The sequence below is a fragment of the Deltaproteobacteria bacterium genome (assembly GCA_019912665.1).
Classification (GTDB): domain Bacteria; phylum Desulfobacterota; class GWC2-55-46; order GWC2-55-46; family GWC2-55-46; genus UBA5799.
This window is the reverse complement of the sequence record JAIOIE010000032.1, coordinates 40,655-58,676: the sequence shown is the minus strand read 5'-3', so window position 1 is coordinate 58,676 and position 18,022 is coordinate 40,655. Positions and strand designations below refer to the sequence as shown.

At 55.6% G+C, this 18,022-nt stretch carries 18 protein-coding genes and 1 pseudogene; 3 read left to right on the top strand and 16 right to left on the bottom strand.

Annotated features, from left to right (window positions below; all coding sequences use genetic code 11):
• Positions 1-1,290, top strand: a complete 1,290-nt coding sequence (locus K8I01_12930) for a pentapeptide repeat-containing protein (GenBank protein ID MBZ0221320.1) — start codon at positions 1-3, stop codon at positions 1,288-1,290.
• Between the two features lie 139 nt (positions 1,291-1,429).
• Here the strand turns inward: K8I01_12930 and nifU are convergent, their stop codons facing one another.
• From nifU to K8I01_12915, 3 genes are all read right to left on the bottom strand, one after another.
• The gene (nifU, locus tag K8I01_12925) at positions 1,430-1,810 is read right to left on the bottom strand and encodes a Fe-S cluster assembly scaffold protein NifU (protein MBZ0221319.1); all 381 of its coding nucleotides are present in this window, start codon (positions 1,808-1,810) and stop codon (positions 1,430-1,432) included.
• Between the two features lie 133 nt (positions 1,811-1,943).
• Complete coding sequence (gene nifS, locus K8I01_12920) at positions 1,944-3,110, bottom strand: cysteine desulfurase NifS (protein MBZ0221318.1); 1,167 nt, start codon at positions 3,108-3,110, stop codon at positions 1,944-1,946.
• A gap of 161 nt (positions 3,111-3,271) precedes the next feature.
• A complete protein-coding gene (locus K8I01_12915; GenBank protein MBZ0221317.1) occupies positions 3,272-3,748 on the bottom strand; it encodes an Rrf2 family transcriptional regulator in 477 nt (158 codons plus the stop codon).
• A 178-nt stretch (positions 3,749-3,926) separates the two neighbouring features.
• Between K8I01_12915 and K8I01_12910 the strand changes: the two genes are divergently transcribed.
• Positions 3,927-4,967, top strand: a complete 1,041-nt coding sequence (locus tag K8I01_12910; GenBank protein MBZ0221316.1) for a 4Fe-4S dicluster domain-containing protein — start codon at positions 3,927-3,929, stop codon at positions 4,965-4,967.
• A complete protein-coding gene (locus K8I01_12905) occupies positions 4,954-5,802 on the top strand; it encodes an FAD/NAD(P)-binding protein (protein ID MBZ0221315.1) in 849 nt (282 codons plus the stop codon). The genes K8I01_12910 and K8I01_12905 overlap by 14 nt, the downstream gene beginning before the upstream one ends.
• Before the next feature lie 525 nt (positions 5,803-6,327).
• Here the strand turns inward: K8I01_12905 and K8I01_12900 are convergent.
• The 13 genes and pseudogenes from K8I01_12900 to K8I01_12840 all read right to left on the bottom strand — a co-directional run bounded on the left by K8I01_12900 (position 6,328) and on the right by K8I01_12840 (position 17,944).
• On the bottom strand, positions 6,328-7,365 hold the full coding sequence (locus tag K8I01_12900) for a phosphatidylserine/phosphatidylglycerophosphate/cardiolipin synthase family protein (protein ID MBZ0221314.1): 1,038 nt from the start codon (positions 7,363-7,365) through the stop codon (positions 6,328-6,330).
• A 222-nt stretch (positions 7,366-7,587) separates the two neighbouring features.
• Positions 7,588-8,112 (bottom strand): CDP-alcohol phosphatidyltransferase family protein, encoded by a 525-nt coding sequence (locus tag K8I01_12895; GenBank protein MBZ0221313.1) that lies wholly within the window; start codon positions 8,110-8,112, stop codon positions 7,588-7,590.
• Between the two features lie 38 nt (positions 8,113-8,150).
• Positions 8,151-8,759 carry a hypothetical protein gene (locus tag K8I01_12890; protein MBZ0221312.1) on the bottom strand — a complete coding sequence of 203 codons (609 nt, stop codon included), beginning with the start codon at positions 8,757-8,759 and terminating at the stop codon, positions 8,151-8,153.
• Positions 8,756-9,472, bottom strand: coding sequence for a hypothetical protein (locus K8I01_12885; GenBank protein ID MBZ0221311.1), 717 nt, complete (start codon positions 9,470-9,472; stop codon positions 8,756-8,758). The genes K8I01_12890 and K8I01_12885 overlap by 4 nt, the downstream gene beginning before the upstream one ends.
• A complete protein-coding gene (gene miaA / locus K8I01_12880; protein ID MBZ0221310.1) occupies positions 9,469-10,389 on the bottom strand; it encodes a tRNA (adenosine(37)-N6)-dimethylallyltransferase MiaA in 921 nt (306 codons plus the stop codon). The genes K8I01_12885 and miaA overlap by 4 nt, the downstream gene beginning before the upstream one ends.
• Positions 10,390-10,407: 18 nt before the next feature.
• Positions 10,408-11,229, bottom strand: a complete 822-nt coding sequence (locus K8I01_12875; GenBank protein ID MBZ0221309.1) for a metallophosphoesterase — start codon at positions 11,227-11,229, stop codon at positions 10,408-10,410.
• A gap of 4 nt (positions 11,230-11,233) precedes the next feature.
• Positions 11,234-12,982 (bottom strand): DNA mismatch repair endonuclease MutL, encoded by a 1,749-nt coding sequence (gene mutL / locus K8I01_12870; GenBank protein MBZ0221308.1) that lies wholly within the window; start codon positions 12,980-12,982, stop codon positions 11,234-11,236.
• Between the two features lie 195 nt (positions 12,983-13,177).
• Positions 13,178-13,840 (bottom strand): endonuclease III domain-containing protein, encoded by a 663-nt coding sequence (locus K8I01_12865; protein ID MBZ0221307.1) that lies wholly within the window; start codon positions 13,838-13,840, stop codon positions 13,178-13,180.
• Between the two features lie 155 nt (positions 13,841-13,995).
• Positions 13,996-14,715 (bottom strand): rRNA pseudouridine synthase, encoded by a 720-nt coding sequence (locus K8I01_12860; GenBank protein ID MBZ0221306.1) that lies wholly within the window; start codon positions 14,713-14,715, stop codon positions 13,996-13,998.
• A 259-nt stretch (positions 14,716-14,974) separates the two neighbouring features.
• A pseudogene (scpB, locus tag K8I01_12855) lies at positions 14,975-15,496 on the bottom strand (SMC-Scp complex subunit ScpB).
• 5 nt (positions 15,497-15,501) lie between these two features.
• Positions 15,502-16,308: a segregation/condensation protein A gene (locus K8I01_12850; protein ID MBZ0221305.1), complete on the bottom strand. Its 807-nt coding sequence runs from the start codon at positions 16,306-16,308 to the stop codon at positions 15,502-15,504.
• Between the two features lie 7 nt (positions 16,309-16,315).
• Positions 16,316-17,302, bottom strand: coding sequence for a tryptophan--tRNA ligase (trpS, locus tag K8I01_12845; GenBank protein ID MBZ0221304.1), 987 nt, complete (start codon positions 17,300-17,302; stop codon positions 16,316-16,318).
• Positions 17,303-17,944 (bottom strand): site-2 protease family protein, encoded by a 642-nt coding sequence (locus K8I01_12840; protein ID MBZ0221303.1) that lies wholly within the window; start codon positions 17,942-17,944, stop codon positions 17,303-17,305. It lies immediately after the preceding gene.
• Positions 17,945-18,022 lie beyond the last annotated feature (78 nt).

Sequence of the window (18,022 nt, the reverse complement as noted above, 5' to 3'; positions counted from 1 at the left end):
TTGGGGGAGGATGGGTTATCGGATGAAAGGATTGCCTGTTCAGGCCGATTTGTAAATGGCTTGTGTGGTGGACAAAATGTGCGGTATAAGAAAGATAAAGAATTGGTGGGCGGAGCCCACCCTACAAGACTATTGAACCAAGGAAAACAAATGCGCCAGCAAAGATTGACACAGTCTATCGGGTACGCATGGTCCCGACTTAAAGCTTTTAAAAATGCAGTTTTTCACATTCACATGTATCCTCATATTTTAATTATCATTGCTATCTTTATTTGCTTTTTCTTAGATATTTTCCCGTCGAAAGCTGCCATTCTTCTGAGTGTTTTTGTCTATTTTTCATACTATTATTTTTCGAAAATTTTTCCAAATATTATTAACATTGGAGCAGCTGCGCCTGAAGAGAGGCCAAAGCTTTGGATTAATATTGCAAAACTTTTCATTCAATCGTTCCTAATCGTATCTATACTTGCCGGAATCCTTGCAACAATCAGAACAATAGAAAATAATCGAGCAACGCTTGAAAACGATAGAATGGACCGCGTAACGGAAAGATTCTTCAAAGCGGTTGATGCCCTGTCCAATGAGGATAATTACGGTACTAAGCGAATGAGCGGCATATTTACTCTTCAGCAGATTGCGACCAGTGATAAAGATTTCAAAATGCCGGTTATATGGGTATTGACTAACTTCATAAATGAACGATGTCCCTGGCCAGAGCAACACGACACAAAACCTGATTGCATAAAGCTAAAAAGAAATAGGACGATATCGGATATTCAGGCTGTCCTCAACGCACTTAATGACATTAAAAAGCATTATAAAAAAGTAGAAAAAAAAGACAAAATTGACGTGCTATTATGGAATACTGACCTAAGCGGGTCATTTTTTGAATACCACCAATTAGAGCATGTAAGATTCAGCGGCTCCAACCTGACGGGATCGAAGATGAAAAAAGCCATATTAAATGGCGCTACTTTCGGCCATTATAAACGAGCCGGAGGTAAGATACTGGAACCCGCGATACTAAAAGGAGTTGATCTGGAAGGTGCTGAACTTGTTGGGGCGCAATTGGAAGGCGTTGATTTAGAAGGTGCAAGATTGGAAGGCGTTGACCTAAGCCAGACGATTGGCCTTAAACCGGATCAGCTTGGAAAATCTTGTATAGATGCTAAAACGATTTTTCCGGAAGGTGCCGAATTTGAAAAAGTGAAAAAGAAGAGAATCGAAGAACTGAAAAAGGAAAAAGATAAGAAAGAAAACGAGAAAGAATGTCCGTCAAAAAAATCTTAGCCTTGCGATAGCGTAACCCAACAAATTATATTCCTAAAAACTAGATTGTTTCGCTTTGCTCGCAATGACGGACAAAAAACCAAAGCCCCCCGGGTTTCCCCGGGGGGCTTTTCAATTCAATCCTTTCCCCGCCTGAAAACTACTTCGCGGTCCCGGCGAGTTTCTTCTTGTAGTCCTCGATAGCCGCGTGGAGGGCGTCTGCCGCGAGGTTCGAGCAGTGCATCTTTACGGGCGGAAGGCCGTCGAGGGCCTCGGCCACCGTGCTGTTCGATATCTGCTCGGCCTCGTTAAGCCCCTTGCCCTTAACAAGCTCCGTCACCATCGAGCTTGTGGCTATGGCCGCGCCGCAGCCGAAGGTCTTGAACTTGACGTCCGTAATCACGTCGTTCTCGACCTTGATGCTGAGCTTCATTATGTCGCCGCACGCCGGGTTGCCGACCGTGCCCGTGCCGTTCGCGTCCTCGATCTCGCCCACGTTCCTCGGGTTCGAGAAGTGGTCCATCACCTTTTCGCTGTACATATTTTTCTCCTTTTCCCTGAGCGTCATGACTTCACATAACTTAGTTCTGACGCTCCGGGTATATCCTTAAGTGTGTTTTCTGCCGCCCTATATATTATTCCAACTCTGGAATTTTTGTCAATCCTGCTTGGTTCTACTTTGCCGCGGCATACAGCGGCGACATGGCCCGCATCCGCTCGACTATGGGCGGCATGGTCTCGAGGAGGAAATCAATCTCCTCTGCGGTGTTCGATTTACCCAGGCTGAACCGTACCGAGCCGTGCGAAAGCTCGTGGGTCAGGCCCATGGCGATCAGCACATGCGATGGCTCAAGGCTCCCCGAGGTGCAGGCAGAGCCGCTTGAGGCCGCTATGCCCTTCATGTCGAGGTTAAGGAGGAGCGATTCGCCCTCCACGAACTCGAAGCTTATGTTCGACGTGTTGGGGAGCCTTTTATCCGGGTGCCCGTTCACCTTTATGTGCTGGACCCTCCCGGCCATGCCCTTCTCAAGCCTGTCCCTCAAGGCTTTAAGGTGCTCTATCTCCTTGTCCATGTCGCGGAGGGCTATCTCCGCGGCCTTGCCCATGCCGACTATGCCGGCCACGTTCTCGGTGCCGCCGCGCCTGTTCCTCTCGTGGTGGCCGCCGTGGATGAGGGGCACGAGCCGCACGCCCCTTTTAACGAAGAGCGCGCCTATGCCCTTTGGGCCGTAGAGCTTGTGCCCGGATATGGTAAGGAGGTCGCAGTTTATGTCCTTTACGTCTATTCTGGTCTTTCCGGCTGCCTGGACAGCGTCCGTGTGGAAGGCTATGCCCTTTTCCTTCGCTATCGCGCCGATCTCCTTCATGGGGAAGAGAACGCCTGTCTCGTTATTGGCGAACATGACGGATATGAGTATGGTCTTGGGGGTTATGGCGGCCTTAAGCTCTTCGAGGCTCAAGAGGCCGTCTTTATCAACCCCGAGATATGTCACCTCGAAGCCCTCTTTCTGGAGGTGCTTGCAGGTATTCAACACTGCCGGGTGCTCGACGTTCGTCGTTATGATGTGGTTGCCCTTGTCTTTTTTCGCGTAGGCGAGGCCCTTTATCGCATGGTTATCGCCTTCGGTGCCTGAGCTTGTGAAGATGAGCTCGGTATTCCCGCAGTTAAGGAGTGCGCAGACCTTATCCCGTGCGTCCTCGACCGCTTTCCTCGTGCCGCGGCCTGCCCAGTGTATGGATGAGGGGTTCCCCCACTGCTCTTTAAGAAACGGGACCATGGCCTCGAATACCTCTTCGGGCACAGGAGTCGTCGCGTTGTGGTCAAAGTATATCCGGTTCAATGTGCTCAAGCCTCCCTTTATTCAAAATTGATCTTTTCCCCGGACTCTGCGTCAGTCCGTGAATAAAAATGCTCACATATTATTCATATATGCTCCGCTTTTTATTCCCGGCCTTCCTTGATTGCGGGGAAAATCTCTAATTTTTGCGTCGCCTTTATGGCTCAAGACCGCGTTTGCTCGGTTATACCGCATACGTTGGTGTTTACGGGCGGGTGGCCGGATTTAAGGGCAAGGGCCTCCCGGCTAAGATCCTCTATGGAAACCGAATTAAGGAATTCGGAAATCTTCTCTGCAAGGCACTTCCAGACGCGCTGGGTGGTGCAGGTAGTCGCCCTGTCGCACCCCTCTGAATCGTCGTCGAGACAGGCGACCGGGTTCATTGGCTCCTCGACCACGGATATGATGTCGCCCACGCTTATGACTGAAGGCGGCTTGGCGAGCACATATCCGCCGCCGGGGCCCCTAACGCTTTTGACTATCTTTCCCTTCCTGAGCTTCACGAAAAGCTGCTCAAGATAGGAGAGCGAGATGCCTTCCTCAGCCGAAATGTCCTTCAAGGTCACTGGTTTTTCGCCGGAATGGCAGGCCAGGTTCACCATCGCCCGCACCGCGTATTGACCTTTTGTAGATAACCTCACTTAAACTCCCTTCCATGCGTAAGAAAAACCATGCTACTTTTACAATCTAATATACCTTATCAAAATTGTCAAGTATTAACACCCCTGAAAGGGCCGTTCAAAACGAGAGCTGGAAAAATTCAAAAAACCCTGTTTCAGGTATAGACATGTTTTTTTCGCCCTGATATAATTCCCTTGTATGGAAAAGACTCCGAAATTCAAATACTTACCTGACAGGGCGCTCAATTCCCTCGTAAAAGGCCTGGTACGTGAATACAAGGTCTACGGAACAATTGAGAAAGACGGCTTCCCCGCTTTCGGGGAGGTCTCGGACGCTGGTGAGCTTAAGCTTACGCAGTCGCCGAGCCACCTTTCGGCAAAGGGGTTCCTCTTCCCGCAAAGGGAGGTGCTCCTCAAATTCAACATGCAGTCATCCACCCATGTCCCGGTAATAGAGGCGGAAAGGCAGGTCCTTTTCGGCCTGCATCCCTGCGACATAAGGGCGCTCGCATTGATGGACAGGGTCTTCGCCCACGGTGTGGCGGACCCGAACTATCTTTTCAGGCGCGAACATACCATCATCATAGGCGCGGACTGCATGCCGGACGAATACTGCTTCTGCGACAGCCTCGGCACCGGCGAAGTCGAAGATGGCTTCGACCTGTTCCTTCATAAGATAGGCGGGGGGTACCTCGTAAGGATCGGGAGCGAGCGGGGCTTGGAGCTTCTGGATAAATACGCCCGGACGCGAGAGCCCGGAAAATCGGCGCTTAAAGAGCTTGAGGAAGCCAACGAAAGGCGGCGCCTTGCCTTCAGGGCAAAGCTCGACGCCTCGCCAGAAGAGCTTCCGGCAATATACGCCAGAAGCGACGAAAGCCGGGTCTGGGAGAAGATAGGCGCTATATGCACCGGCTGCGGCTCCTGCAATAACGTCTGCCCTACCTGCTACTGCTTCGACGTGAGGGACGAGGTCGGGGCAAGCCTCGCCGAAGGCGAGAGGGTAAGGACCTGGGACGGCTGCACGCTCGAAGACTTCGCGAAGGTGGCCGGAGGGCACAACTTCAGGAAGACCCGGGCCGAAAGGCTAAGGCACAGGTTCAACAGGAAGTTCAGGTATCTCACTGACACCTTTGATTCGCTCTTCTGCGTGGGGTGCGGCAGGTGTTCGAGATCGTGCCTGGTAAAAATAAACATAGTGGACGTAACAAATGAGCTCATACGCGAAAATGCCGGAACATAAGGAAGAGGCGCTCTCAAGGGGCATGGACTCCCCCTATCTCCCGTTCCTGGGGATGGTGGAGCGCTCTATAAGGGTGAGCGAAAAGGAGAGGCTTTTCGTAGTAGCCCCCTCGAATGAATCGCTCCTCGACTACGGGCCGGGCCAGTTCTTCATGGTCGGGCTCCCCGGCTACGGGGAGGCGCCCATCTCCATTACCTCCGGGCCCGGAGAGAAAAAGATCGAGCTATGCATAAGGGCCGTGGGAAACCTGACGAACGCCTTCCACAAGCTCCGTAAGGGCGACCGCATCTGGCTCAGGGGGCCGTTCGGCAGGGGCTTTGACCTCCACGCACTGGAGGGGAAAGACATAGTATTCGTGGCCGGCGGCATAGGCATAGTGCCCATGCGCTCGCTTCTTAAGGCCGTGATCGAGAAGCCCGAGCGCTTCGGGAGGCTTACGCTTATCTACGGCGCGAAGACCCCGGAGGAGATGCTATTTGCCGAAGAGATGGACGGCTGGAGGCGGCGCGGCCTCGATATTCAGGCAACCGTAGACAGGCCCGACGGGCTCTGGAAGGGGCATACAGGCCTCGTGACCGCCCTCATCCCCAAGATAGAGATGAGCCACATGAATACCGCTGGCGTCATAATCGGCCCGCCGGTCATGTACAAGTTCGTGATATTGAGCCTCAATGCCAGGGGGATCGGCTCGGAAGACATCTTCGTTTCTCTTGAGAGGCGGATGAAATGCGGGGTCGGCAAATGCGGCCACTGCCAGATAAACAGCATCTACGTATGCCAGTGCGGCCCGGTCTTCAGGCTGTCGGAGCTAAAGGGGATGCCGGAGGCGTTCTGATTTAGCAGGCTGCTGAAAAAGTCCATCTGCTTCGTTGTCTTCGTCACTGGACACTCCGGCGTACACGAAAAGTACGCCTCATTCCTCGCTCCCCTGTCCAATTGGGGCCTCGCATCTGGAGCTTTTTGAGCAGCCTGAATAAAACGGAGTTTTTCAGCAAGCTGTTAATTTAAACGAGGGAAATGAATCCCCCTCCTTTTTAAGGTGGGGGATTTTTTTTATTCTTTCCAAAAAGGCTTTTTAACGCGCTGCCGCTCTTTTTTGGGCATAAGGCTCTCGCTACCGCTCGCCCTTCCCCCAGCCTTATGCTCGCAACGCCTTATGCCCGGGTGTGGTTTGAAATGCAAAAAGAAAAAGATATAGTTTTTTTGTCTTGAAACAAACCCCGGAGGGCAAGGCGAGCGCTGCATAAGGGAGGAAGAGCGTGAACGGGGAGGGGGACAAGCGAGTCTTGCCCCGAACCGCGCGGAAGCGCGGAAAAGGTTTTTGCTGTTAAGAGTGCGAATAACGCACCCTGCCCTGTCCCTACATTATCGTCTGAAATAGCCGTATGACAGGCGCTATAAGGAAATCAAGCCACTTCTCCCTGTACATCGAGGGGTCGAACGGGACGGAGTCGGCCTTCCATTCCTCTATGATGCGCTCAAGGTCCTCTATCATCTCCCTTTCCCTGAAGCACACCCCGGCCTCAATCCCGTAGTCGAATGACAGTATGTCGAGGTTCTGCGAGCCCACGACCCCTTCCTTTCCGTCGACCAAAAGGACCTTCGCGTGATTCATCTCGTTCTGGATGTGGAACCTTATTCCGGTCGACGCGAGCGCTGATATGTAGAAGAAGTTCGTCTTCGTGATGAGCCGGTGGTCGGTGCGGCGCGGCAGTATCATCTCGACTTCCACGCCCCGGAGCACGGCCTGATGGAGGAGCGCTACCATCCACCGCCTCGGGAAAAGATACGGCGTCACTATCACGATGCTTTTCCGGGCCCTGGCTATGGCGCTCCTGTAGTGCTTCTTTATGAGCCTCTTGCCGCTCGGGGGCTGGTGCTCGAGGAACCAGATGCGCGCCCTTTCCCCGAGCCTCGCCCTCCTTTCGCAGAAGCGCACTACCGATGAGTCTCTCCCTCCGCACATGATGTATGTCCGGGCAAAGGAACAGCTGACGTTATTCACTATCGGCCCTTCGAGGCGAATCTGCAGGTCCTTCCACTTTAGAAATACCCGGTGGATGTTGACCCCGCCTATGAAAGCGACCTTCTCGTCGACGATGAGTATCTTTTTGTGCGTGTGGCGGAACCAGCGGCTGAAGAGCATGAGCTCCGCCCCGGACCCCCGAATATCCTCTATGGCTTCCCTGCTCAATTCCGAGCTCCCGAAGGAGTCGATGATTATCTTCACGCGCACGCCCTCGCGCGCTTTTCTCTTGATCGCCTCGAAGAAGGCGTGCCTGGGGGTGTTGTCCACGAAAATGTACATCTCGAGGTAGATGGACTCCCTCGCCTCAGATATGGCCTCGAGCATCGCGTCCCAGGCCTTCTCGGTCGTGGAATAGAATCTATATCTCATGGTCGGTTCCGCTTGCGAATCACGGTGCGAAAGATGAGGGCCGGGAAGCGAGACCTTTAAGGCGAGAGCCGCAGACCTTAGGCAACTCTAAAAATTAGAGATTTTTCACGCAATCAAGGAAGGTCTGGAATAAAAAGCGGAGCATATATGCGAATATGTGAGCATTTTTATTCCTGGCCTGACGCAGAGTCCGGGAAAAAGATCAATTTTTAGAGGTTGCCCTTACTTCCTGCCCGTCTGGATGAGATACTCCCTCCTCGAGTAGTCTATCCAGGTGTAAACCGTAATCAAAGCCGTGGCCCCGGCCAGGAACGGGAAAAAGGCGTCTCTGCCGATGAGCATGGCATAGACGACAGTCAGTATCTGCAATACCGTCGTGGATTTTCCGAAAACGCTCGGGGACGCAGTGACCTTTCTGCCCATGCCGCGGAGCGCCATGACTCCGGCCAGAAGGAAAGAATCCTTGAGTACGACGGGTATCGTGAGCCAGAGCGGCAGGAGCCCCTTGGCCGTGAGCGCAATGTACGCGCTCATAAGGAGGAACTTGTCCGCGAACGGGTCCAGGTAGGCGCCGAACTCGGTCCTGAGATCATACCTGCGCGCGAGGAAGCCGTCTATCCCGTCAGTGACCCCCGCTATTATGAAAATGGCGGCCGCCGTGTAAAGCTCCTCGATAACGACGAAATAGAGAAAGACCGGGACGAGTGCTATCCTCAGGACCGTAAGGAGGTTCGGGATATGCTTCATCTTCCGATGGAATTTCTCCCCCCTCTCAGGAGCCCCTGTCAGGGCAGCCATTTGAAATAGGTCTTTTTAGCCCGCTCCTCAGCCTTCCCCGGCGGCAGGGTCGTGAATACGGCGTCCACGAACTTCTGCACCCTCGGCTCATAGGCCTTGTACATGGCGAGGTGCATGGGCGCCCTGTCCAGGTTAAGGTCCGATTCCCTGCTCCTGTGGTCGGCTTTCCAGAGTAGCTGCCCCGCGGCCGAGCGGAGCTCGAATGAGGCCTCTATGCTCAGGGAAGCGTACGGAAGGAAGCTGTCCTTGTCCCAGTCGGTTACGCGTATGTAAAGGAGCGCGTCGGCCCCAAGGAGGGCGGCCGCCTCGTTAGTGGGCCGGGAGGCCCAGTCGTCGGCCTTCAGGCCGCCCTTTTCGAATTCCTCAAGCGGAACGGTAAGGTACTTGAGGCCCGCAAGCTTCTCCACGGACATGGCCCTGAAAAGGCGGCTTATGTCCTCGGCCTCGCCGGGGGCTTTCTCTTCCCAGACGACCGGGAGCACCGCGACCTTTCCGGGCGCGGCCTTCGCGTATCCGTCCGTGATGACGTGCCTGACTGCCGGCCCGCAGCCTCCGAGCATAAGGGCAAGCAGTATGGCAGTGAGGAGCTTTTTCATTCCAGCGAGAGCCCCTCCGAGGGCCTTATGATGATCTGCCCGGCCCCCTCCACCACGGCGAAGTTCTCGGGCACCTCATTGGCTATCCTGGCCGCGAGCATGCGCGCGCTTGCTCCGGTCTCCGCAATGAGCGTGACCCTGCCCGGAGAAAAAGTCCTATACGAGAGATGTTTTATGACGGCTATCTTCCTGAGAGATGAGAGGAGCCCTGTAAAGGTCTGGTAATCGCCGACATCTATTATGTTTATGACGAGCGGGCTCTGGTAGGCGCTTACGGAAAGGTATTTGGCTATCGCGTCCCGGAGCGCGTCCTTGTCGACCGAGGCCTCGATCCAGACATGGTAAAACTCGACACCAGCGCCGGGCGAGGCGTCGACCGGGAGCGGCCCGCCGGCCGGGAGCGCGTCCATGTGCATGACCAGGCCTTCGGAACGAATCCTGTAATTGAGGACATATGTGCCGGGGTTCGAGGTCAGGTCCTTTATGACCGCTTCGGGCGCAACGAGCGATTCTTTTACGAGTATGGAATTAACCGCGTCCCTCACGGCGTTCACGAGGGCCCCGTCCAGGGCCGAACGCTTCATCCGGGCCATGTCGTCGGACTTGGCGGCAGTGCCTTCCGTTGGTATAATTACGATATCAGCCGCTTCCGCGGTTTTAATGTGCCCGACAGCCGAAACGGCGAGCAATATGAAAATCAGCAAATATCTCAATCGAGGAACCCCCTTACAAGCCCTATTATACAGTTTTTGTCCCCCGGATTGAACCATCTTATTTCAGGGTCTTTCCTGAACCAGGTCATCTGCCTTTTCGCGTAGTGCCTCGTGTTCCTCTTTATAAGCCGGACGGCCTCGTCAAAGGCGTACTCGCCCTCTATGAAAGCGGTCATTTCCTTATAACCCAAACCGCGCATCGGCTTCAAGCCGGAATGGTGCCCCATCGAAAGGAGCCTTCTCGTCTCATCCAGGAGCCCTGCCTCGACCATCCTCTCAACGCGCCTGTCTATGGCCGCGTATAGCTCCGCCCTTTCCATCGAGAGCCCTATCTTAAGGGTCTCGAAGGGAGCCGGGGCAAATGAGTGCTCCTCCTGGAGATCCGAGATGGGCCTTTTGGAGAGGCTGTATACCTCCAGGGCCCTTATGACCCTGTGGAGGTTATTGGGGTGTATTCGGGAGGCGCTAACCGGGTCCGCCTCCCGGAGCTTTTCATGGAGGGCTTCCCTGCCCTTTTTTTCTGCCTCTTCGAGGAGGCCCCTCCGGAGGTCCCAGTCCGCTTCAGGACCTTCGAAAAGCCCCTGGGTAAGGGCCTTTATATAGAGGCCCGTTCCGCCTGCGATGACGACCCTCTTTCCCCGTCCGAGTATCTCCTGTATCTTCTGAAGGGCGTCCTCCCTGAATTTTGCGGCCGTGTACTCTTCCGAAGGGTCGACCACGCTTATCAGATGGTGCGCCACCCCGGCCATCTCGTCTTCCGATGGCTTGGCCGTGCCGATATCCATGTGCCTGTAGACCTGCATGGAATCGGCGCTTATGACCTCGCCGTCGAATAGGCGCGCAAGCCCGGCTGCCAGGGCCGATTTGCCGGAGGCGGTGGGCCCGGCTATGACAAGAAGCTTCTCCATCCGCGAAATTATACTATTTTCAAAGGGTTATGTCACGAGCCGGATGAGGGTTATCTCGGGCGGGCAGTTGAACCGGACGGGTATCATGACGACACCCACGCCCCTTGATACGTATACCTGGGTAGCGCCGTTCCGGACGAGACCGCCCGAATATTTCTGGCCGAAGCCGGAGGGCACTACCGGGGCGAACGAGAAGGGGAGCCTCACTTGGCCGCCGTGGGTGTGCCCGGATAGGACAAGGTCCACCCTCTCGTCATCAGGGAGGTACTCTGCGTAATCGGGGTGATGAGACAATAAGATCCTGGGCACATCCTTCGGGGCGCCCCGAAAGGCCTCTTTCGCATCAGGCGCGTCTTCGAGAAAGTCTCTTACGCCTCCTATGCAGAACGCGTCCCTGCCGGACTCAATGAAAGTGTGCCTATTCTGAAGGAGGGGGATCCGGTAGGAGTCCATGACCTCTTCGGTATAGCCCGTTCCGATGAAGTGGTCGTGGTTCCCGAGCACGGCCAGCGTCCCGAAGCGGGCCTTGAGCCCTGAGAGGGCCTTTACGGCAGGTGGCATGTACTTCCTGCCGTCGTCGATATAATCGCCGGTAAGGACAAAGAGGTCGGGGCTCAGGCTATTCGCCTCTTCAACGACCTTTTCTATATAGCCTAGGCCGACGACAGGGCTGTGGTGGATGTCGGTAAGGTGGCAGATGGTAAATCCGTTGAAGGAGGGCGGCAGGCCGTTTATCCTTATCGCGGCCTCCTGGACCCTTACGCCCCTTGGAGCCAGGACCGCGCTCTCGAAGAGGAGCGCGCCGCCGAGGAGGGCCCCGCCCCTAAGGAAGTCGCGGCGGGAGATCATCTTCCTACCTCCCGAAGAAGGACTCTATCTCCGTTCTTGAGAGCCTTTTCACGACCGGCCTGCCGTGAGGGCAGTGCCCGGCGAAGTCTATCATGGCCATCTCTTTCAAAAGCGCCTGGGCCTCTTCTTTCCTTAGCGGCCTCGGCCCCCTTATGACGCTGTGGCATGCGATCCTCATTAATACGGATTCGACCCTCTCCTCGGCCCTCCGGCTCCCTCCGTGAATGGAGAGCTCTTCTGCCATGTCCTTTATGAGGGAGGCCGAGCTCCTTCCGGCAAGTAGGTCCGGCACGGACTTAAGAAGGAATGTTTCTCCCCCGGCCTTTGTGGACTGGCCGAAGGGCATGAGCTCAAAACCCATTTCGGAAAGATACTTTAGAGACTTGAGTATCAGTTCCTTCTCCCCGGGTGTCGTCTCTATCCTCTCCGGGAGAAGGAGTGCCTGGCTCCTTATGGAGCCTGAGGCGAGCCTTTTCTTCAAGGCCTCGAAGGCGCACCTCTCGGCAGCGCCGTGCTGGTCTATTAGATACGCCTCCCCGCCATTCTCCGGGCTTTGGGCAACGATGAACTCGCCCCAGAGCTGGCCTATCACTTCAAGATCAAGGAACTCGGGGTTTTTTACGTCCTCGGTAAGTTCCGTTACTTCTGAGAGGCCTAGCTGGACGGGCCTTTCGGTGAACTGATAGCTCGCGGCTGGTTCGTTCAACGCAGACGCCTGCCGCTCTCCCCGGCCTATATAGGGAACCGTCTCCCTCCTCTTTATTGCGGAGACGGCCGGCCTGGCCCTGGCCGCGAGCGCGTCCCGTATCCCGAACCTCACCAGGTCGTAAATATAGCCCTGGTTACGGAAGCGTACCTCGCTCTTTGCCGGGTGGATGTTTACGTCCACGTCCTCCGGGGGGATTTTGAGGTCCAGGACCGCGAACGGGTACCTCCCGCCAAGGAGCCCCCCGTATCCTTCAAGTATAGCACGGTTAACGGACCTGTCGCGGACCCACCTGCCGTTTACGAAGGTATGGATGTGCCTGGCCGTCGGAAAGCTCAAGTCAACCATTCCAATAAAGCCCGTAAGGTCAGGCGTCTCTACCTCGGCGAGTCTTTCTCCAATCTCCGGGCCGAAGAGGTCAATTATCCTCTGCCTCAGTGTGCCCGGCAGGGCCTCAAGGGGCCTTCCGGAGCCGTGCACTATCCTCAGTCGCTTATCCGGGTTTATGAGGGCGATCTTCCTGAAGGTATCGAGGATGCGGCCATATTCGGATTCGGCCCCGCGCATGAACTTGAGCCTCGCGGGTGTGTTATAGAAAAGGTCCTTTACCTCGATAGACGTGCCCTCTGGGCAGCCGTCGGAGGTTATTATCGGCTCTCCTCCCCCCTCCACGACCACCCTCGTGCCCTCGACCTCTCCGGGCGGTCTCGTCCGTAGCGTTACGATTGAAACCGCAGAGATGCTTGAGAGGGCCTCGCCCCTGAATCCCATGGTCATAATCCTTTCGAGGTCCTCCTCGCTCTCTATTTTGGAGGTTGCGTGGCGGGCAAAGGCAAGGGAGGCGTCCTCCCTTGAAATACCGCAGCCGTTATCCACCACACGGATGAGCCTTTTTCCGCCCTCGGCTACGGTTACGGATATGGCCATTGCCCCGGCGTCGATGGAGTTCTCAAGGAGCTCCTTCAAGACGCTCTCGGGTCTTTCAACCACCTCGCCCGCGGCTATCTTCGAGGCAAGGGACTTATCGAGAAGCCTTATCCTTTTCATGCGATGGATTTTACTACTTGGGAGGGGAAATGCCAAGCGGTAGGAGAAGAACTAAGAGCAACCGTAAAAATTGGAATTTTTTTCCGCAGTCAAGGAAGGCCGGGAATAAAGATCGGAGCATATATGATAGTATGTGAGCATTTTTATTCACGGCCTGACACAGAATCCGGGGAAAAGATCAATTCTAGAGGTTGCCTAAGGGAGGTGCTTCGAAAGGGGACAGGAGCCGCACCTGGGCTCTCTGGGCCTGCAGAAGTCCTTTCCGGTCCGGACAATTAGGGCGTGATACTCGTTAAAAAGGCGCTCATCCAACGGCAGGTTCTCCATGAAAAGGGACTTCACGTCATCGTATCCGGCACCGCCATTAAGAAGCCCGTGCCTCTCGAATATCCTCTTGGTATAGGCATCGACAACGAACTCCGGAAGTCCGGCGGCGTAGAGGATAATGGAGTCGGCGGTCTCAGGGCCTATGCCGTTTATGGAAAGGAGCTCTGCCCTGAGCTTTCCGGAATCCTGCTTAAGGAGCTTATCGAGGCTACCCTTGTGCGCGGAGTGGAGGTGGTCGAGAAAGCTTCTTAGCCTCTTTGCCTTGATATTGAAGTATCCTGCGGGCCTTATGAGGGTTGCAAGCTCGTTATGGGAAAGCGCACGCATGCGTTCCGGGCAGAGGACCTTTTTTTCCCGGAGGTTCCTTATGGCCTTCTCGACATTGGTCCAGGCCGTATTCTGGGTGAGAATGGCCCCGGTGATTATCTCGAAGCGGGTCCTCCCCGGCCACCAGCCCTGGGGGCCGAATGCCGAGAAGAGAGAGGAGTAGTATGAAGTTATGATCGAAGAGAGGTTATTTCCGTGTTTCATCGAGTAGAAGGCAACCTCTAAAAAATAGAGATTTTTCCCGCAATCAAGGAAGGCCGGGATAAAAAGCGGAACATATATGACAATATGTGAGCATTTTTATTCACGGCCTGACGCAGAGTCCGGGGAAAAGATCGATTTTTAGAGGTTGCCAGAAATCAAATCCCGGAGAGTCCTTTAAGTTCAGCAATCTCCCTTTCGGTCAGATGCCTCCATTCGCCGGGTTTCAGGGCCCCTAATTTCAGCCCCGCGAACTCTATCCTCTTCAATTTCTGCACCGGGTGTCCGATGGCCTGGCACATCCTCTTAACCAGGTGGTTCCTGCCCTCGAATACGGTAAGCTCTATCCACGAGTTCTGGCGGGTGGCCCTGACGAACTTTACCTTTGCCGGAAGGGTCTTCCCGTCCTCAAGGTGGACTCCTTTTTCGAGCTTCTGAAGTTTTTCCTTGGTTGGGACGTCGCTCACCTTTACGAGGTACTTCTTCGGGACCTGGAATGTCGGGTGTATGAGCTTATTCGAGAAGTCGCCGTCGTTCGTAAGGAGGAGCACGCCCTCGGCGTCGTAGTCGAGCCTGCCCACTGGATAGACCCTGGCCTTTACGGCAGAGACGAGCTGGGTCACCACCGGTCTTCCGGCCTCGTCGGAAACAGAGCTAATGAAACCCTTGGGCTTATTGAGGAGGACATACACCCTGGGCCCGCCGTATCTGATCCTCTTTCCGTCTACCTCTATCCTGTCGTTAACGGGGTCTGCCTTGGCGCCGAGCTCAGTTATTGCCCTCCCGTTCACCCTCACCCGGCCCTCGGTTATCATCTCCTCGGCCTTCCTCCGGGAGGTTATCCCCGCGTTCGCTATTATCTTCTGGAGCCTCTCCAGTTGCGGCGCTTCCGGAGGCGCTTCCCTCTTCGGCCTCCTCCCAGCCGCCCCCCTCTCCGTCGGGGTCGACGGCTTCCGGCCCCTCTTGAGGTTCGGCGCCGCTGGCCTCTTCGTCCTCTCCGGCCGCTCCGTCCCCTTCCGGCCCTCTGTCCTGGGTCCTTTCCTCTCCGCCTTCGGAGCTTCCTTCCCCGTCCTGGACCGGCCTTTCGATTGCGTCTTCCTCGGCTCCCTGCCCTTCTTCCCGGGCATACTCTTCCTCCATTTTCTTAAGATCTTTGAGGCTCGGCAGGCAGGAGAGGTCCTTGAGCTCGAACGTCTCAAGGAACTCCTTCGTGGTCCCGTAGACCACGGGCCTGCCCGGCGCCTCTTTCCTGCCGACTATCTTTATGAACCTCTTCTCCATGAGGGTTGCGAGGACGCCGCCGGAGTCCACCCCGCGCACGGCCTCTATGTCGCCCCTCGCTACAGGCTGCCTGTACGCCACGACCGCCAGGGTCTCCATGGCCGCCTTGCTTATCTTCTGAAGGCCGATTTTAAAGAACTTCCGGAGGAAGGGGGCGAACTCCGGGTTTGTCCTGAACTGATATCCGTTCGCCACCTCTTCGATGAAAAAACCCCCGGCTTTTGTCCTGTAATCCTCTATCAACTCGTTCAGGGCGGCCCTCACGGCTGCCTTGTCCTCGCCTTCGAGCACCCCTGCGATCCTCTCGAAGCTTATCGCGTTCTCGGCGGCGAATATGAGCGATTCAATTACGGGCTTCAGGCTCTCTTTGTCCAGCATAGGCTCTACTCTTCCTTATCTTCGATCTGGTCTTCGTTTTCTCCGGGGCCGCGCTCGAAGGCGTCGGCGCCTTCGCCGCCCTCCTCTTTCCTCTCCTCGGGCATGTAGACCCTTATGACGCCGTCCTCTGTCTGGTGCACCCGTATCATGAGTAGCTTCGCAAGCTCAAGCACCGCGAGGAAAGTGACAACGATCTCGCCCCTGGTCGCGCCCTCGGGGAAGAGGGAGACGAATGTCGCGCTCTTCTCCTTTCCGAGGAACTCAATGATGTCGTTTATCTTGTCGGCGATCCTGAAGCGCTCGGATGTTAGCTCGACCGTCCTCTCTTTCGGGGCGCGGGCAAGCACCCCCTTTATGGCCTCCATGAGGTCGAAGACAGAGACGTTCACGAACCCTGCCCCGTCCTCGAGCTCCTCAAGCTCCACCTCCGCGCCCCGCGTGAACACGTCCCTACCGAGCAGGTTTTTCTCGGAGAGCTCCCTTGCCGCTTCCTTATATCTCTGGTACTCGAGGAGCCTTCTTACGAGCTCTTCCCTCGGGTCGCGGCCTTCCTCCTCCTCGGGCTGGGCCTCCTCGTCCACCGGCAGGAGCATCCTGCTTTTTATGTGGACCAGTGTCGCTGCCATGACCAGGAACTCGCCCGCGAAGTCGAGGTTCATCTCCTTCATCATCTCGATGTATTCAACATACTGCTCGGTTATGGAGGCTACCGGGATGTCGTATATGTCCACCTCGTTCTTCTTTATAAGGTGGAGGAGGAGATCGAGCGGCCCCTCGAATATGTCGAGCTTTATGTTATACGTTTGGGACATGGGGCGGCTACGAGAGGCCCATAGCGGACCTGACCTCCTTCATGGTCTCTGCGGCGACGGGGGCGGCCTTCTCGGCGCCCTTGTCGAGTATGCCGCTGACCCGCTCAGGGTCGGCGGCCAGGTCTTTGCGCCTCTTCTGGATGGGCTCGAGCATGGCGAGCACCCTGGGTATTACCGACCTCTTGCACTCTATGCAGCCTATGAGGGCCTTTGTGCAGCCTTCCCTCACCCAGCTTATGGTCTTCTCGTCGGAATAGAGGTTATGGAAGGTGATGAAGAACGGGCAGAGGTCCGGGCTGCCCACGTCCGTCCTCTTTTTCCGGGCCGTGTCGGTCATCATGGTAAGAATCTTCTTTTCCACCTCGCCGGGCTCGTCCGAAAGGAATATTGCGTTATTGTAGGACTTGCTCATCTTCCGGCCGTCGGTCCCGAGGACTTTGGGTATGGCCGTAAGTAGCGTCTCGGGCTCGGGGAAGACGTTTCCATAGAAATAATTGAAGCGCCTGGTTATCTCCCTCGAAAGCTCCACGTGCGGGGCCTGGTCTATGCCCACCGGCACCTTATTCGCCTTGTAGACGATTATGTCCGCGGTCTGGAGGACCGGGTAGCCCAGGAAGCCGTAGGTATGGAGGTCCTTGTCCTTTATCTCCTGCAGCTGCTCCTTGTAGGTCGGGTTACGCTCAAGCCAGGGTAGCGGAGTTATCATGGAAAGGAGGACCAGGAGCTCCGCGTGCTCCTTTATGGAAGACTGCCTGAAGATGACCGCCTTTTCAGGGTCTATGCCAACCGAGAGCCAGTCAAGGACCATCTCCCTCACGTTCTCCCTTATGCCGGAGGGGTTCGCGTAGTCGGTCGTGAGCGCGTGCCAGTCTGCCACGAAAAAGAAGCACTCGTACTCCTCCTGGAGCCTGAGCCAGTTGGCAAGCACCCCGTGGTAGTGGCCGAAATGGAGCTTTCCGGTAGGCCTCATCCCGCTCAGCACCCGATGCGCCATTTAGTATATACCTCCCATGAGTAAGCCTACCATCACGAAGATGACAGGCGAGATGAACTTATGGAGCGCCCCGGTCATAATAAGGAGGAGAAGCACGAAAAAGCCGTACTGCTCGAATTTGGCCCAGGCAAAGGCCTGGCTCGCGGGGAGGAGGTTTCCGAGGACCTTGCTCCCGTCGAGCGGCGGAACGGGTATCATGTTGAAAACTGCCAGGGCCACGTTTATACGGATGCTGAGCTCGACCATCGTGAAGAGCGGCCACATCACATTCGGCATGGACCCCAGGAGGGACGGCCCGGCGATGATTAGCGCCTTATAGGCCAGGGCCGAGAGAGCCGCAAGGAAAAGGTTGGAGAGCGGCCCCGCTACCGAAACCATTATTATGTCGCGCGAAATATTGCTGAAATTCCGAGGATTTATGGGCACCGGCTTGGCCCAGCCAAAGAGGCCGGAAAAAAATAGCATGATTGTGCCGATGGGGTCCAGGTGCTTTATGGGGTTGAAAGTGACCCTGCCCAGCATCTTGGCGGTCGGGTCGCCCAGGCGGTTCGCAACCCAGGCGTGGGCGCACTCGTGCACCGTGAGCGCCAGCAGGACCGGCGGCACCAAGAGAAGCGTCCTTTGCAGAAATTCCTGAACCATGCGAAATCCCTTATTTTGCCAGTAATCTAAAATTTTAACAGATGAATGAGAGACGGGTCAATGCAAATATTGGAACAA

Excerpts from the sequence above, each read along its gene's own strand:
- mutL (MBZ0221308.1), bottom strand. The coding sequence starts at position 12,982 with ATGAAAAGGATAAGGCTTCTCGATAAGTCCCTTGCCTCGAAGATAGCC.
- K8I01_12840 (MBZ0221303.1), bottom strand. The coding sequence starts at position 17,944 with ATGGTTCAGGAATTTCTGCAAAGGACGCTTCTCTTGGTGCCGCCGGTC.
- K8I01_12910 (MBZ0221316.1), top strand. The coding sequence starts at position 3,927 with ATGGAAAAGACTCCGAAATTCAAATACTTACCTGACAGGGCGCTCAAT.
- K8I01_12890 (MBZ0221312.1), bottom strand. The coding sequence starts at position 8,759 with ATGAAAAAGCTCCTCACTGCCATACTGCTTGCCCTTATGCTCGGAGGC.
- nifU (MBZ0221319.1), bottom strand. The coding sequence starts at position 1,810 with ATGTACAGCGAAAAGGTGATGGACCACTTCTCGAACCCGAGGAACGTG.
- K8I01_12895 (MBZ0221313.1), bottom strand. The coding sequence starts at position 8,112 with ATGAAGCATATCCCGAACCTCCTTACGGTCCTGAGGATAGCACTCGTC.
- K8I01_12865 (MBZ0221307.1), bottom strand. The coding sequence starts at position 13,840 with ATGAAACACGGAAATAACCTCTCTTCGATCATAACTTCATACTACTCC.
- K8I01_12875 (MBZ0221309.1), bottom strand. The coding sequence starts at position 11,229 with ATGATCTCCCGCCGCGACTTCCTTAGGGGCGGGGCCCTCCTCGGCGGC.
- K8I01_12900 (MBZ0221314.1), bottom strand. The coding sequence starts at position 7,365 with ATGAGATATAGATTCTATTCCACGACCGAGAAGGCCTGGGACGCGATG.
- K8I01_12850 (MBZ0221305.1), bottom strand. The coding sequence starts at position 16,308 with ATGTCCCAAACGTATAACATAAAGCTCGACATATTCGAGGGGCCGCTC.
- trpS (MBZ0221304.1), bottom strand. The coding sequence starts at position 17,302 with ATGGCGCATCGGGTGCTGAGCGGGATGAGGCCTACCGGAAAGCTCCAT.
- K8I01_12905 (MBZ0221315.1), top strand. The coding sequence starts at position 4,954 with ATGCCGGAACATAAGGAAGAGGCGCTCTCAAGGGGCATGGACTCCCCC.